Consider the following 15,208-nt stretch of genomic DNA (forward strand, 5'->3'; position numbering starts at 1 on the left):
TCCGAATTGGACAACTCACCCGGGCAGGCATTGTGGCTGTGGACTCAGGCCTCAGCGCCGAGCGACCACGTTGACCGACGCCCAAACGGCATCGGAAATTGAGATGGCGAAGGCCGCGTCGAGACTGCTTCAACCTGACTACATGCCGCAACTCAACCACGTGGGTTTTGCGACCCTCGTTGGAAAATCCGCCCGTCAGCTTGGACTGACGCAGGACCGTGGCGTTAACTGGCGTCACACCGAAGATTATTTTAAAGAGACCCCGCACGCGCGACTAATCTCTCGGACATCGCTTCTGGTCGGACGCGGCTACGTCGGGACCATTTTGCGTGGGAAGGGCGTATACCGCAACCCGATGCAAAACGTCGCATTGCTGATTGCGCTCTACGGAACGTGGGAGGCAGTTGAAGGTGCCTGCTCGACTATGAATTCTGAGGAGCATCAGGCTGCACCATCTACGAAAACTACGAACGCGAGTGCTCGAAGCAATTACTCGAGATTCAGGACATACCGCGCCCGATGGATGGACAAACACCACGACCGGTGGTTCGAGCACTATGCAGGGATGTATCGGGACGTTCGAAGGAAGCATCCCGACGATACCTTTTCGCAACTGATGCGTCGTCTACCTGCTACCGCAGCTCAATTTCTCACTCGCACAAAGCTGATTGCAGCCGGCGAAGACGTACCTCCGTCGCGCGCCGGCGCTTACGACTCTGCGTTGGACCGGTCATACGCCGAGCACATACGTGCGACGGCAAAGCGACTTTTCGAACAGGGTTTCCCTGGGCGAGTAACACGGCATGCCCTGATACGCGGACATCGCATGGACGTCGCTTGGTATCAAATCCGCGACCGACTGCCGCTCGCAAAACTGGCACTCGCGCAGAGTGAGGAGTGGATGCCAGCGTATAGACGCCGCCGCCTGCTGATGCTCTCAAATTCCGCGACCGTCTTGACGATGCCGCGACTGACCAAAGAACAAATCGACGAAATGGATGACGTGACAGTCCGCAAGCTGCTTAGACAAGGAGCCGCACGATGAATGTCTCCGTACCCGGCATGGATAGTGTTTCCGCGCGCAGGGAAGCACATGGCTCTCTCCCTACTAAAAACGTTGAGTTATTGCGAGTCTGGCCACCCCTAGCTTCACGACATCGTCCCACGAACGAAAAGCCGTCCGCCGGCGAGTTCAAGCTAGCGAATCTCGCGCGCCCGTTCGTCACACCGAGAGACGCCCGATTGCCGCCCACCGACAAGTACGGCTGGCCGCACGGAGTTGCATACGAAGCATTGCTCAAGGCCCGCCAGCCATCGTTGAGTACGCGTTCGACATTTCGCGGGATGAAATTCCGCCGACGCTACGAGGCGCTATCGGGAAACGAACAGCGCATCCTGTTCTCCCTTGCATTCAATCCTTACGTTATTGATGTGCGAGACCAGTATGGAATCTACGACGTCGAGGCCCTACACCGCGCGCAAAGCAAGGGCGAACTCCTGCTGCGCACAGACATGATGACCATTGATGTCATCGTTACCTACGTGATGCCAGGGAGCCTCGATTTGCATTGCCACGGAATCTCCATCAAGCCAGCAGATTACGTGCCGGACCAGAATGACCTCGACCGGGAGCACCGCGAGCAGAACGCCCTTGCATCTCGTGGCTGGACGTGGGAGTTGATGCGCGGAGATGCCGTCAGCCAGCGGGAATTCGCGAATAACTTCTGTATGTATCGAACTGTGCGCGACCAGGATGTGGCGTTGAACTACGACGACGCACATTGGTTTGCGAAAAAGCTACTTCGGAGCAGCACGCGGGGTACGATGGGCTCCGTGCTCAGGCGCATCTCGAAACGCGTCGGCATCAGCGACGATGCCGCGCATCAGCTGTTTGCCGTCGCCGTGTCGTATGGCTTCTTGACGGTCGACCATTCAAAGGACCTGCGGGTGGACTTACCACTGCACCTGCTCTGTTAGACCCGGTCAGTCACGTAACCCCACAAGTCGCCGAGGCCACCGTCTACCTGGCCGTGGCCTCGCTCGTCCTCCGATTCTAGAAACACGTTAATGACGTCGTTTTGCGTATCTATTTAATTCGAGGCAAGAATGCAACCCAACTCTTCCGATTTCATCAAGCCGCCGGTACCGAGCCCTGAACTGCTTGCACAACTGCTCGAATTCCAGTCGGCTACCTGGCCCCACCAGCTCGGTCGGTTCACCCCTTTCAAGCGGCAGCGCGATGGTGATAACGTAATCTACCGGTCCGTTGCCTGGAACCCATACAACAAATCCCTCCACGTACTGCGAGTCACTTCTGGGACCCCCAAGGATGTCGGCTCATGGGAAACGTGGCATGAGAACGCGAAAGACAAGCCGCTCGACGACATTTATCTGGTTGACGACACTATCATGCCCGTCGAGATGAAGGTGACGCGCGACAAACTGAGACCGAGCGCCGTGAAGGGGATGGATAAGCGCATGCGGATTGTGCAGGCGTTCGCGTATCTGGACCTGGTCGGAAAAGGGAATCCTTCGGATTTCATTTTCAACGACCTGGTGGTGGTGAGCGACAGTGCTCGCTCAGCGGCCCTGAAACGCGTAGTCACTGCACTTGGTCAGCCGCATGGATTCCAGACCGCTGTCAGAAAGTTGTTCCACAAATTTGTGCACAACGGCGGCCATCCGAACGCACTCGCGAAACATACGTTCCGGCAGGGGCATCCTAAAATGTCGCGGGTGGGAATAAACAGGAAAAAACCGGGGCCAAAATCAGCGAGTGAAGCCCGCGTTGCATCGAGGAACAAGGCGCTTGGTACAGACAGCCGTGCACGACGTCATCCCGTCAGGCCGAGCGACGAAATCAAGTTTATTCGCACGTTGGAACAACGTTGGGTGCGGTTACGTTGCACCATACGTGAGGCCTATGATGGCATGGTTCTCGTGGACTATCCGAAATGGCCGAAGCGCCTCATTCCTAGTCTTCGGTCGTTCCGTTATCACGCGACGAAGCGGCTCATCCCCAACCTTGACCTCAAGCGCCTGCGGAACGGAAAACGGCTATCAGCGCAGTACAACGACGCCCGCGCCGGTCAGGCCAGCCACCTCACACAAGGACTCATCGAGATTCTCGATGTCGACGGCTTCGTGGCGAAGATTGGCGTAGCTGCTCGAGTTGGCGGCCGGATTGAAAGTGTCCACATGACGGTGATGTTCGCCGTCTCACGCCCGTCCGGGGCAATTCTCGGTTACGAGCTTGCCATCAGGGGGGAGAATGCGGAGGCTTTTCGCCGGTGCATCGCATCCGTCTTTCTGCCTAAGGCCGAGCGTGCGCTGGAACTCGGGCTAACGTCGACCAAAGGGCTACTTCACGGCAACGTTGATGCGATTTTCGTAGACAACGGAGCTGGCGCTTCAGAACAAGTCATCGTAGCTGCTTGCGACGAAATGGGTCTCATGAGGATGCTGCCACCGCCTGGTCGCGGGGACCTCAAGGGCGTTGGAGAAGGCGTCAACAGTTTGATGATTCGGATGATGCTCGGCGAAGACAGCGCATACACCCGAGCGACCGACCACCTATCCAAAGAAATACGGCGACAGAGGGCAAAGAATGCGCCTATCCCCTTGGAGCAGTTTGAACGCCTGCTGCTCAAGGCAATCCAGCACTACAACCTGTTCACGAACAAAAAGCGCTTGAGGTCGTACGAGATGCGAGAGGCCCGCATTGGCGTGACCCCGGCGGCCATCTTCAAATACACCCAGGAGCAACGCCGCGGCGACGCCCGCCGCCAGCTCACCCCCCGGGAGGTATTTGAGCGGTTTGTCCCGTGGCAGCCCCGGATATGTCAGCGAGGACTGGTCAACTTCATGTCGATGCGGTACAGCTCCGATGAACTCGTTGAGCATTTCAATGAGCATGTGCGGCAGCTTGGAAAGCGCGAACCTTTACCTGTGCGAGTGAAACGCCTGGACGGACATCCACTCATCCTGCTCTGGCAAAAGTCTGATGGTGCGACGTCTGTGCTGAACCTCGTCGAAGAGGATGCCCGCAGCATTGGCTCGGTAACCTGGAAAGGACTGGAGTTTCTCAACGCGGACGATTCATGGCGCGAGGAAAAGCTCAAGCCTGGCCGCCGAGCGAGTCGCAACCGGGTTACGGCCAGGATTCACGCGAGTGCCGTCAAAGCGGAGGGCGTTCGCGCCGGAAACGAAATGGGTGGGCTCGAAGGCGTCACCGCGAGAAGCGCAAAGGCGAACGCCGAAGCGAAGCAAAACGCCCGCCGGGGCGCTGCCCAGGCAACGGCTTACGGCATCGTGGATGCTGGGGTTGAAGTACATAGGACGGAGCGCGTGCAGCTTACAGCGCCCTCTTCAGTCGCCGAGTCGTCCTACTTACGTCGGCTTGCGCAGCGTCTTTCCGCGCGGAAGTCGAATCCGGATGCACCGGAGCAGCGCTGAAGCGAGTCGGTTATTTTCGGTCGGGCGGCTCAGCTCCGACTCGAACTACGTAGACTTGGAGCCCTGCATCGGTTCGATGCGGCTCCGCACCAAGAGAATCAAATGGACGAAGTTAAAGAGGTGTTCTTTGCGCCGTCAATCGCGTGGTTCAAATCGATGGCAAAACAGTTGCGTCTGCATATCAGATGGGATGTCAAACAGTATTACGCGTCACTGAATCTGCTTGCACGGATTTACGGCTTCACTAGTTGGTTCGACTATCTTGAATATTACGGTGGAGAACACGCATACGAGACCTTCTGGGATTCCGACCTTGACGAAAGGAGCTTCGAAGAGCGCCGATACCTGCAGGCTACGGCGTTGATGCAAGCCCTGCAAATCGGCGAAAGTGAGGCCACCACAGTCCTAGACGACCTCCTCGTGTCTAGCCAGCATGGGGGCACGTCAACTTCGACCAAACGCGACCAAATCCAGGACTTTGGTTTCGCGCTGCAGGAGATGCTCGACGAACACCTCGAGTCGCCACATGCACTGAATGCGGCGCCCGCGAAGCCGGTTGTAACCTACAAGAAACGACATAGGATGACCCCCGATGTCGTGTGGCCGAGAGGGCACTAGCGACTGCTTCCCCGTTACCGGCGTCCTCATGAGGAGGCGATAACGCTCGCGTGTTCAGCCACACGTCGATGAGTCGTGAATGCAGCGCCCCCCGGGCGCTGCAACAAGATTCACCGCGTCGCTCCCATCATGACGACCTTCAAAACCGATTGCTTCCGGAAATCTGAAATACCGCCGACATCAAAAAATATGGACTCTTCTGCGGGCAAACGTTTGCGTACGTGAGACCAGGAGTGGGTCGCACCAAAGATGCGTCTGTCTACGCATCAACACTATATCTAGTGCCTTGACCGTGCATGACATGGCGCATATAGTATGGCTAGCACTTGCGGTGCTAGAGTGCCAATTCGTTGTGAGCCACGGTATTGCGTGGCGGCAGTCCCTAGTTCGTGTCAAAAAACTGGCCCGACCATTCTGGCCTGCGTTATTTGCTCAGGGATAGTGGATGGATAAGGCAAAGCCGCGATTTCAAGTCCTCGCCTTGTCCGGTGGCGGCTATCGGGGATTGTTCACGGCTCGAATCCTGGCGGAAATCGAGCGGCAAATCGAAGCACCTATTGGCTCGCGCTTTGACCTCATTACCGGTACGTCCATCGGCGGCATCTTGGCACTCGCCGTTGCGCTTGAGATTCCGGCGCAGACGATGGTCGAGCTTTTCCAACAACACGGGGAAGCCATCTTCCGCAAGCGCTTCTCCGTTCGAGGTTTTTTCCGCTCCCAGTACAGTAGCGACGCGCTGTTTCGTTACCTGTCAGGTGACGATGTTTTTGGTCAGCGCGTGATTGGCGAGTGCCTGCACCCCGTTATCGTGCCGGCTATCAATTACACGCGCGGCCTGCCGGTCGTCTTCAAGACCCCGCACCACGCAGATTTCAAGACGGACCATCGCCATCGCATAGTGGATGTCGCGATGGCGACCAGTGCGGCGCCCATCGTGTTTCCCCGTTATTTTTTCAACGACTGCCAGTATGTAGACGGCGGGCTCTTTGCAAACGCTCCCGGACTGCTTGGCGTTCACGAGGCCTATAAGTTCTTTGGCGTTTCTCGCGCGGAGAGCGACGTTCGGGTGCTTTCTATCGGAACGATGTCCTCCAAATTCACGGTCAATCCCAAACGGAATCGCTCCGGCGGAACGATGGATTGGGGCGGCTGGTGGCCGGTCAATGCACCGAAACGACTTTTCGGGCTGAGTATTTCTGCACAGGAAGCGATGACGAACAAAATGCTCGAGCATCAGTTTCCCGAAGGCAAGTACGTTCATATCGATGACGTGCTTACGGACGAGCGGGCACAGGCTGTTGCCCTCGATAAGGCCGACGCAGCGGCCCGTGAAGTGCTGCTCGGGTCGGCTGCCGAAGCTGCAAAGGATTTCGTGGGAAGCGCTGCCTTCAAGAATTTTATGGATTACACGGCAGCTTCGCCGGTCTATCACTATGGCCCTCGCGCCAACATTCTTAAGGTGGCGTAATGCTGAAACTTCATCGCTTGTTTTACTCGTCAGTGCAGACCGGAACTTTCGCCGACAACATTGCCGTTTCCCCTGAGCAACGCCGGTTTCTGGTGTCGTGCAAAAACAAGATTCGGGACCATCTGCGCCCGGCCATCGAGAAGGTCTCTACGACAGTGCTCGGTATGGACCGACAGGTTACGCCGCGGTTTCGCACTCAAGGGTCCTGGGCTTATGGAACCTGCGTGCATCCCTGCACGTTGCCGCCGCAGGAAATGGATTGGGATTTCGGAATCTACCTCCCTGTTACCGTTTGGGAAGAGAACGGTCCGCCTGTCCAGATGGCCAAGGCGTACTTCACGCTGGTGGAGCGGCTTCTGAAAGAGCTTTGCGACGACGAGGGTTGGACGCTGGACAAGTCCAAAGAGACTTGTATCCGCGTCAATGTGTCAGCTTGGGCACATATTGACGTCCCGCTCTACGCCGCGTCTGAAGCTGAATTCAAGAAGGTATATGAGGTCCGCGTGGCCGCAGCCGTGCGAAAGGCCTTTTCGATGGATTCGGCGGATTTTGCTGAAAGCCCTAATCTGGGCGACCTGGTCGGCCAATCCTGGGACGAGATGGAAGGCATCGTACTGGCGACTCGCTCTGGGGAATGGGTGGCTTCAGACCCGAACGACGTGGCCAAGTGGTTCCTGGACCGGATTGAAGAGCACGGAGTGCAGCTTCAGCGAGTCTGCCGCTTCTTGAAAGCCTGGCGGGATTATCGTTGGGATAAAAAAGGTCCAACTTCCGTATCCATCATGATTGCCGTGGCCCAGAACTTTGAGCCCGTCCCGTTGCGTGATGACTTGGCGCTTGAGCGTGCTGCACTGGTACTCGCGAAAGCTCTGTTGACTGACATTCGGGAGCCGGGTATCGACAACGGAGCCGACGATTTCAATCGACTTAAGGCGGACGAGCGCCTTGAAGCGTCTCGTCTTGCACAGGAGTTGGCAGATACGCTGAAGCATGCCCGTGAGCATAGCGTTGCGCAAGCGAACCGAGTCATCATGATTTTGCAAGCCCAACTGGGTGACCGGCTGCCGAATCAACCCGGCTGGATTGACGTCGACTCGTCAGGGGAGGACATTCGTCGGGTTCCGGCGGTAACGGTGCCTCCACCCGTGGTTGGGGCCACGAGCGCAGGCTGACCAGAGGATGCAAAGCCGGTACGGCCGTGCTCTGGCCCTGCTGACGCAATATGGGCTGCGGCCGGTCAAAGCGCGCTCTGGCGTTCGCGCATTCGAGGGGCGTCTTAAGACAGACACAGGGGGAGTTCCAATTCGATTTGAAGTTGAGGACTGGGACTTCCTGCACTACCCGCGTATCACACTGCTCGAGCGGCCAGTTGGCACGCCGCAATTGCTGCAACATGTCGACGCGCTGGGCGGCCTGTGCTACCTAGCGCCGGGCTCCGTTGTGCTCGACCGGTTTCAACCCGACGTGGCTATCCATCAGTGCCTCCACGCCGCCATCGATGTGCTGAACCGTATCACGCGCGGGCAAGGGCGAGAACAAGATATTGCCAATGAGTTCATCGCGTACTGGACCGTGGGACAGGAACCGGCGGCCTATCCTGTATTGGTTGACGAGCTGGAGCCCCAAGCCGAATCTGCACTATATTTCCTGCTGGACCAGACCGGCCAAGGCCGAAGAGCACTGATTGCGCAGGATATCTTTGCGGCGCAACGAATTGCCACAGGTGTCGACGCTGAGAGGCTGGTCAAGGGTGCCTTCACGTGCCTTCTGTTCACAAGCGAGAAGCCGCCTGGCGCGTCGGCCGATTGCCTGCCAGCAACCATCAAGCAGTTCTTTACGTGGGTTAAGCTATGGGACGGTGACCTCGCCAATGCGATTCAGCATCGTCTGGGTTCTGACAAGACGTACCTTTCTCGCGAAGGGTGTGTTCTTGCTATCACGACTCCCGTCGGGCGCCTCGGTGTAGCGTTTTCATTGGACAGGCGGCATCGCATCGGCTACGCCAATACACCGAAGCACTATCGGCACTACATGCACAACGGTGGTGGGGACGCAGCGGTTTTGCGACTTCGGCTCGACGAAATCGGCCCATCCTATATCCACTCGCGAAACTTGGAATTTCCCAGTCTGGTTGGAAAGCGGCTGACGCTCATCGGCTGCGGAGCGATTGGTGGGTATCTGGCGCAGGCATTGGTCCGGCTGGGTGCTGGCACCGGAAAGGATGGCTTGTTGCGACTCGTCGACGTAGGACAGCTTGAGCCTGACAACTTGGGACGACACGCTCTGGGATTTCCGTCTCTGTACCAGAACAAGGCTGTTGCCCTTCGCGAGGAGCTCATTCGGCAATTTCCGTATCTGCAGGTCGAGGCACAGTGGGAGGCGCCTAGATTGAACGACCAGTTTTTTGCGACGGACCTCATCATTGAAGCGACCGGGGAAGAGGCCCTGAGCAGTCTCGTGAACGCCTCGCATATGGCGCATCGGCTTGGTCCCGTTCTGTACGTGTGGGTAAAGGGGAACGGTGAGTGTGTCCAGGCGCTGTGGTCCGATTCATCGAAGTTCGGCTGTTTTCAGTGTCTGCGCCAGGGAATCGGACCCAACTATCGTCGAGACCGGTTTCCGGTCCTGACGAATCCGCCTCGGACGAAATTTCGGGGCTGTAGCTCGTTTACGCCCTATGCGGTTTCTGCTCCCATGTCCGCGGCGGCGTTGGCTGCCGATATGGTCAGTGATTGGCTGAAGGGGGTAGTCAGCCCAAGATTTCGTACGCGTTATCTGGAAACGGCCGATGCCCACCGCATCAAGAATCAGGATATCGCCCCGACGAACGGATGCCCCGCATGCCAGTAGCCATGATTCTTCGACACCCGTTCCACGATGACGCGCGAATTCTGATTGAACCGTTCGTGCTGTCGACGTTGATGGGCTTTCGGCAAACGGACCCTGCAGCGCCAGAGTCCGGTGGCATCCTGCTGGGCTATCGACGGGGCATGCACCTTCACGTGTCGATGGTGACGACTCCACAACCAGGTGACACCCAACACCGTTACGGTTTTCGACGACAGGCACATGGGCATCAGAAAATCGCCCTTGACCTCTGGAAAGCCGAGCGCGAGACAATGGACTACCTCGGTGAGTGGCATACCCATCCGGAAGCTGTCCCTACACCGTCGTCAATCGACACCGGGGAATGGCGAAAGATTTGCGCAAAAAAAAGCGACTCCATGATGTTTCTGATTCTAGGTACCCGCAATGTGCTGTGGGTCGGAGCGGGCCGACGTGGCGAACTGCGTGGGGAAACTGCCGACGTGCCTAGCGAAAGTCGAACTGAATAGCGGACGAATGCTCACCGCAATGGTGAAGCCGCAGGATGCCCCTCAAAGTGGAACATTGATTGCCGGAGGGCGTTTGGGTCATGTGATGGCATTCCCCCTCGTCCATCGCTAACTTAAGCGTCTAAACGGCATCATTTATCGCGCGCCAACGCTTCGAACCTTCCTCCATGGGCGCAGCTGCTGAAGATAGAGACTCGGTTGGCGTCGCTCGCCGAACGGCTCAAGTGGAGCCCCCTTGGCTCGACGGCGGCTTCCATGGGCTGATGCGTCGTGCAGGCGAAACCCGAGGGCCGTGCGCAAACGAAGGGCGCTAGGAAATGCTTCAGCGCCCCCTGAGGCATTAGTTTTGGTTACCGCTTGCTAGGTGCGGCTCAGCGGCCGGAAAGAGCCGCGTAACCAAAACTGAATCGAGGCTTCGTAACCGAAATTAATGCAACTGAGCACATCGGGGGACGAGGGGAAACCCCTCACTCCACCGTCACCGACTTAGCCAGATTCCTGGGCTTATCGATATCCGTCCCCCGCGCGAGCGCCGCGTGATACGCGAGCAATTGCATCGGCACCGTATGCAGGATTGGCGACAAAGGCCCGTAGTACTCGTTCAGCCGAATCACCTCGATCCCCTCGCTCGGCACCAACCCGCAGTCCACATCCGCGAACACGAACAGCCGCCCATTGCGCGCACTGACCTCATGCATGTTCGACCTGAGCTTCTCGAGCAGCATGTCGTTCGGCGCGACCGCGATCACCGGCATTTCGTTGCTGACGAGCGCCAGCGGCCCATGCTTCAGCTCGCCGGCCGGATAAGCCTCCGCATGAATATAGGAAATCTCCTTCATCTTCAGCGCGCCTTCGAGCGCGATCGGATAATGCATCCCGCGCCCGAGAAACAACATGTTGTCGCGTCGCGCGAGCAATTCCGACCACGCCATGATCTGCGGTTCCAGCGCGAGCACCTTCGACATCGCGTCGGGCAGGTGCCGCAGCGCACGCAGATGTTCCTTTTCTTCGTCGTCGTTCAGCCGCCCGCGCACCTGCGCCAGTGACAGCGTCAGCAGGAACAGCGCGACGAGCTGCGTCGTAAATGCCTTCGTCGAAGCCACCCCGATCTCGATTCCCGCACGCGTCACGAACTGCAACGCACATTCGCGCATCAACGCACTCGTCGCGACGTTGCAGATCGCGAGTGTGTGCATCATCCCGCTGCGTTTCGCGACATGCACGGCCCCGAGCACATCGGCCGTCTCGCCGCTCTGCGACACCGCAACCACCAGCGTGCGCGAATTCGGCACGCTGTCGCGATAGCGGAACTCGCTGGCAATCTCGACGCTGGCCGGCAGCTTCGCAATGCTCTCGATCCAGTACTTCGCGGTCAGCGCCGCGTGATAGCTGCCGCCGCACGCGAGCAGCAGCACCGAATCGACGTCGTTGAACACGCGCCACGCGCCGTCGCCGAACAGCTCGGGCATGATCGACGAAACGTCGAGCAGCGTATCGGCCACGGCCTGCGGCTGTTCGAAGATCTCCTTCTGCATGTAGTAGCGGTACGACCCGAGATCGGCCGCGCCGCTATGCGCGGCGACGCGTTGCACCGCGCGCTCGACGCGCTGGCCGGCCGCATCGACGATCCAGTAGCGATGCAGTTGGATATCGGCGACGTCGCCGTTCTCCAGGTACGCAATGCGATCGGTGATGCCCGACAGCGCCATCGCATCGGACGCCAGAAAATTCTCGCCTTCGCCGACCCCGACGACGAGCGGCATCCCGTCGCGCGCGCCGACGATCCGGTGCGGCTCGTCGCGGCACATCACCGCGATCGCATAGCTGCCGCGCAGTCGCGCGACCGCAAGCCGCACGGCCTCGAACAGATCGCCGTCGTACAGATGGTCGATCAGGTGCGCGATCGCCTCGCTGTCGGTCTGGCTGGCAAACACGTAGCCGTGCGCCTGCAGCTCCGCGCGCAGTTGATCGCAGTTCTCGATGATCCCGTTGTGCGACAGCGCGATGCGCGCATTCGCGTCGCTCGGTGAGAAATGCGGATGCGCGTTGAGCGTGACGGGCGCGCCATGCGTGGCCCAGCGCGTATGCGCGATGCCGGTGTAACCGGACAACGCCTGCGCGGCGATCTCGCGCTGCAGATTCGCGACACGATCGACGCTTCGGGCGCGCGCCAGCGCGCGGTCGCGGTAGACCACGACGCCGCACGAATCGTAGCCGCGGTATTCGAGCCGCTTCAGGCCGTCGACGAGGTTCGGCAGGATGTCCCGCTGGGCTACCGCCCCGACAATTCCACACATATCGCGCTCCCTAAATGTCCTGTCTGGATCAGTGAGAGCGATGGTAGAACCGGCGAAATGGAATTAAATTTCAAAAAATAGTGATGGGTGAAATTAACCGTGGATAGACTATCATGTTGAAATTAAATTTCATCCTCTAACCGGAAGGAGCAGCCGATGCCCGGCATGACCCTCGACGATCTCGACCTGCGCATCCTCGCGATCCTGCAGGAGGATGCGTCGGTGTCGAACCTGCAACTGGCCGAGCGCGCGCTGTCGTCGCCACCTACCTGCATGCGCCGCGTGCGGCGGCTGACGGAGGCCGGCGTGATTCGCCGGCAGGTGGCGGTGCTCGACCCGGTCGCGATCGGCACGGCCGTCACCGCGCTGATCGAGATCAGCCTCGACCGGCAGACGGCCGAGGACTACGACACGTTCGAAGCGTACGTGTGCGCGGAGCCGGCCGTCACGCAGTGCTACCGCGTGTCGCCGGGGCCGGATTTCGTCGTGATCGCCGATCTGGCGGACGTGGCCGAATACGACGAATTCGCGCGGCGGCTGTTCACCGGCGCGTCGAACGTCCGCAACGTGCGGACGTTTTTCTCCACGCATCGCGCGAAATTCGAGGCGAACGCGCGGGTCGCGCATGCGTTGCGCAAGCGCACATAGCGTGGGTGACCGGCAGCGCTGTCGCGGCTGTTCCGACAGGACACGGGGCTGTCGTTCACCGAATGGCGTCAGAACGCGAGCACCTGCTGCATCGGTTGATGCATGCCGCGCGAGAACCCGGCGCCTTCGAGCGACAGCAGCGCACGTTTGCGCTCGATGCCGCCCGCATAGCCGGTCAGGCTGCCCGATGCGCCGACCACGCGGTGGCACGGCACGATGATCGATATCGGATTGCGGCCGACCGCGCCGCCCACGGCGCGCGCGCCGCTCATCGGCAGCCCGACGCGCTCGGTGATGTCGCCGTACGACAAGAGTTCGCCGAACGGAATCGCGAGCAGTTCCTTCCATACCCGTCGCTGAAACGCGGTGCCGCGCAGGTGGATCGGCACCGAGAACGTGTCGCGCGCGCCGGTGAAGTACTCGGCGATTTCTTCCGCGACCTGGCGCGCGACGGGCGACATCGCGTGCGCGTCCGCTTCGGTCGCGATCGCAAGCGACGGAAAGTATTTCTGGCCGACGAAGTACAGGCCGGTCAGCGCATCGTCCTCGATGCGTACGGCGATGTCGCCCAGCGGGCTCGGAATCAGGTGAGCGGGAGTCATCGCGACACATCTCCATGAAGGCGCCGCACATGCTGTGCGGCATACGCGCGTCACGGCGCCCGGCGCGCCGCATGTGACGACTGTAAACCATCCTCGACGTCGATTCCGGCCGGAATCGGTCGTGCGTTTCGGCGGCCGCGCGGCCGCCACGCCGCGGCGGGAAAATCGGCGGAAAAACGGTTAATACCACTCTGCGAAACAGTCGTCTCTTTTCTCGCGACCAATTTGAGATGACTCATCGAAATCCCCGACTGACACGGTGCCGGTAGGCGGCCTATCCTTTGAAAAACGTTTTCCAGATTGGTTGGTGAAAGGGCCTGTGCGCGAGTGCGCGGGCCGTTCACCCCGGCGCCGGTCGCCGGTCAACGAACTTGGTGCGGCGCGACGGGCGCGACCGCGCATCGGAGACATTCATGCCCTCTGCCGTCGTCGGCGCCGTGCGCGCGGCCGCGAGCCGCTACCGCTGGACCGTCTGTGCGCTGCTGTTTTTCGCGACCGTGATCAACTACATGGATCGGCAGATCCTCGGCCTGCTCGCGCCGATGCTCCAGCACGACATCGGCTGGAGCCAGGTGCAGTACGGCCGCATCGTGATGGCGTTTTCCGCGTTCTATGCGCTGGGCCTGCTCGGTTTCGGGCGCATCGTCGACTGGCTCGGCACGCGCGTGTCGTACGCGGTCGCGATGCTGGTGTGGAGCATCGCCGCGATGCTGCACGCGGCCGTCGGCTCGGTGGCGGGCTTCGCGTTCGTGCGCGCGCTGCTCGGGATCGGCGAGGGCGGCAACTTCCCGGCCGCGATCAAGACGACGGCCGAATGGTTCCCGCGCCGCGAGCGCGCGCTCGCCACCGGCATCTTCAACTCGGGCGCGAACATCGGCGCGGTGTTCGCGCCGGCGATCATCCCGGCGATCGCGGTGGCCTACGGCTGGCGCGCGGCGTTCGTGATCATCGGCGCGATCGGTATCGTGTGGCTCGCGGTGTGGCTGGTGATGTATCGGACGGCCGACACGCGCGCGCTCGCCGCGGAATACGACGAGCCGCGCGACGAAGCCGAAGCGCTCGACGCGGCGAACGCGAACGCCGGCGCGCCGCGCTGGGGCGAACTGATCCGCAAGCGCGAGACGTGGGCCTTCCTGATCGGCAAGTTCCTGACCGATCCGGTGTGGTGGTTCTACCTGTTCTGGCTGCCGAAGTGGCTCAACGAGTCGCGCGGGATGGACATGCAGCACATCGGCTTGCCGCTCGTCTGCATCTATGCGCTGACGACGGTCGGCAGCATCGGCGGCGGCTGGCTGTCGTCGATGCTGCTGCGTGCGGGCTGGAGCGTGAACCGTGCGCGCAAGACGGCGATGCTGATCTGCGCATGCTGCGTGCTGCCGATCGCGTTCGTGTCGCAGGTGCAGAGCCTGTGGATCGCGGTGCTGATCGTCGGCCTTGCCGCCGCCGCGCACCAGGGCTGGTCGGCGAACCTGTTCACCACGGCATCCGACCTGTTCCCGCGCCGCGCGGTCGCGTCGGTGGTCGGCATCGGCGGGATGGCCGGCTCGATCGGCGGCGTGCTGTTCTCGGAAGTGATCGGCCAGGTGCTGCAGCGCACCGGCCACTACTGGGTGCTGTTCGCGATCGGCGCATCGGCCTATCTGATCGCGCTGGCCGTGATGCATGTGCTCACGCCGAAGATGAAGCCCGCGAAACTCGACGCGTAAGCGCATTCCGGCAAACGAATGCGCCGCCCTCGGGCGGCGCTTCCTTTTTGCGCTGGGGGAAAGGGCGCGTCGCGACCGC

Annotated in this window: 13 protein-coding genes; 10 read left to right on the forward strand and 3 right to left on the reverse strand. The window is 60.2% G+C overall.

What is annotated here, in order from left to right; genetic code table 11:
- The first annotated feature begins 70 nt into the window (after positions 1-70).
- The 8 genes from LGM42_RS12775 to LGM42_RS12810 all read left to right on the forward strand — a co-directional run bounded on the left by LGM42_RS12775 (position 71) and on the right by LGM42_RS12810 (position 9,876).
- Positions 71-1,045 carry a hypothetical protein gene (locus tag LGM42_RS12775; protein ID WP_226232482.1) on the forward strand — a complete coding sequence of 325 codons (975 nt, stop codon included), beginning with the start codon at positions 71-73 and terminating at the stop codon, positions 1,043-1,045.
- Positions 1,042-1,977: a hypothetical protein gene (locus LGM42_RS12780; RefSeq protein ID WP_226232351.1), complete on the forward strand. Its 936-nt coding sequence runs from the start codon at positions 1,042-1,044 to the stop codon at positions 1,975-1,977. Before LGM42_RS12775 ends, LGM42_RS12780 begins: the two co-directional genes overlap by 4 nt.
- A 129-nt stretch (positions 1,978-2,106) precedes the next feature.
- Positions 2,107-4,455: a hypothetical protein gene (locus LGM42_RS12785; RefSeq protein WP_226232352.1), complete on the forward strand. Its 2,349-nt coding sequence runs from the start codon at positions 2,107-2,109 to the stop codon at positions 4,453-4,455.
- 102 nt (positions 4,456-4,557) lie between these two features.
- Positions 4,558-5,073 carry a hypothetical protein gene (locus LGM42_RS12790; protein WP_226232353.1) on the forward strand — a complete coding sequence of 172 codons (516 nt, stop codon included), beginning with the start codon at positions 4,558-4,560 and terminating at the stop codon, positions 5,071-5,073.
- Positions 5,074-5,518: 445 nt separating this feature from the next.
- The gene (locus LGM42_RS12795; RefSeq protein WP_226232354.1) at positions 5,519-6,541 is read left to right on the forward strand and encodes a CBASS cGAMP-activated phospholipase; all 1,023 of its coding nucleotides are present in this window, start codon (positions 5,519-5,521) and stop codon (positions 6,539-6,541) included.
- Entirely contained in the window at positions 6,541-7,713 is a 1,173-nt protein-coding gene (locus LGM42_RS12800; RefSeq protein WP_226232355.1) for a CBASS cGAMP synthase, read from the forward strand. The genes LGM42_RS12795 and LGM42_RS12800 overlap by 1 nt, the downstream gene beginning before the upstream one ends.
- A gap of 7 nt (positions 7,714-7,720) precedes the next feature.
- Entirely contained in the window at positions 7,721-9,391 is a 1,671-nt protein-coding gene (locus LGM42_RS12805) for a ThiF family adenylyltransferase (RefSeq protein WP_226232356.1), read from the forward strand.
- Positions 9,382-9,876: a Mov34/MPN/PAD-1 family protein gene (locus LGM42_RS12810; RefSeq protein ID WP_226232357.1), complete on the forward strand. Its 495-nt coding sequence runs from the start codon at positions 9,382-9,384 to the stop codon at positions 9,874-9,876. Before LGM42_RS12805 ends, LGM42_RS12810 begins: the two co-directional genes overlap by 10 nt.
- 467 nt (positions 9,877-10,343) lie before the next feature.
- On the opposite strand, the gene glmS is transcribed toward LGM42_RS12810, so the two are convergent.
- A complete protein-coding gene (glmS, locus tag LGM42_RS12815; RefSeq protein ID WP_226232358.1) occupies positions 10,344-12,173 on the reverse strand; it encodes a glutamine--fructose-6-phosphate transaminase (isomerizing) in 1,830 nt (609 codons plus the stop codon).
- Between the two features lie 156 nt (positions 12,174-12,329).
- On the opposite strand from glmS, the gene LGM42_RS12820 reads away from it, so the two are divergent.
- Positions 12,330-12,821, forward strand: a complete 492-nt coding sequence (locus LGM42_RS12820) for an Lrp/AsnC family transcriptional regulator (protein ID WP_226232359.1) — start codon at positions 12,330-12,332, stop codon at positions 12,819-12,821.
- A gap of 68 nt (positions 12,822-12,889) precedes the next feature.
- Here LGM42_RS12820 and LGM42_RS12825 read toward each other — a convergent pair whose 3' ends face one another.
- Together LGM42_RS12825 and LGM42_RS12830 are read right to left on the reverse strand one after the other, a co-directional pair.
- Positions 12,890-13,423 carry a methylated-DNA--[protein]-cysteine S-methyltransferase gene (locus tag LGM42_RS12825; protein WP_226232360.1) on the reverse strand — a complete coding sequence of 178 codons (534 nt, stop codon included), beginning with the start codon at positions 13,421-13,423 and terminating at the stop codon, positions 12,890-12,892.
- A gap of 50 nt (positions 13,424-13,473) precedes the next feature.
- Positions 13,474-13,662 carry a hypothetical protein gene (locus LGM42_RS12830; protein ID WP_155634582.1) on the reverse strand — a complete coding sequence of 63 codons (189 nt, stop codon included), beginning with the start codon at positions 13,660-13,662 and terminating at the stop codon, positions 13,474-13,476.
- Positions 13,663-13,836: 174 nt separating this feature from the next.
- Between LGM42_RS12830 and LGM42_RS12835 the strand changes: the two genes are divergently transcribed.
- Positions 13,837-15,129 carry an MFS transporter gene (locus LGM42_RS12835; RefSeq protein WP_059640575.1) on the forward strand — a complete coding sequence of 431 codons (1,293 nt, stop codon included), beginning with the start codon at positions 13,837-13,839 and terminating at the stop codon, positions 15,127-15,129.
- Positions 15,130-15,208 lie beyond the last annotated feature (79 nt).

Origin of the sequence: Burkholderia sp. AU39826 (assembly GCF_020419965.1) — a bacterium.
GTDB classification, from domain to species: Bacteria; Pseudomonadota; Gammaproteobacteria; order Burkholderiales; family Burkholderiaceae; genus Burkholderia; species Burkholderia semiarida.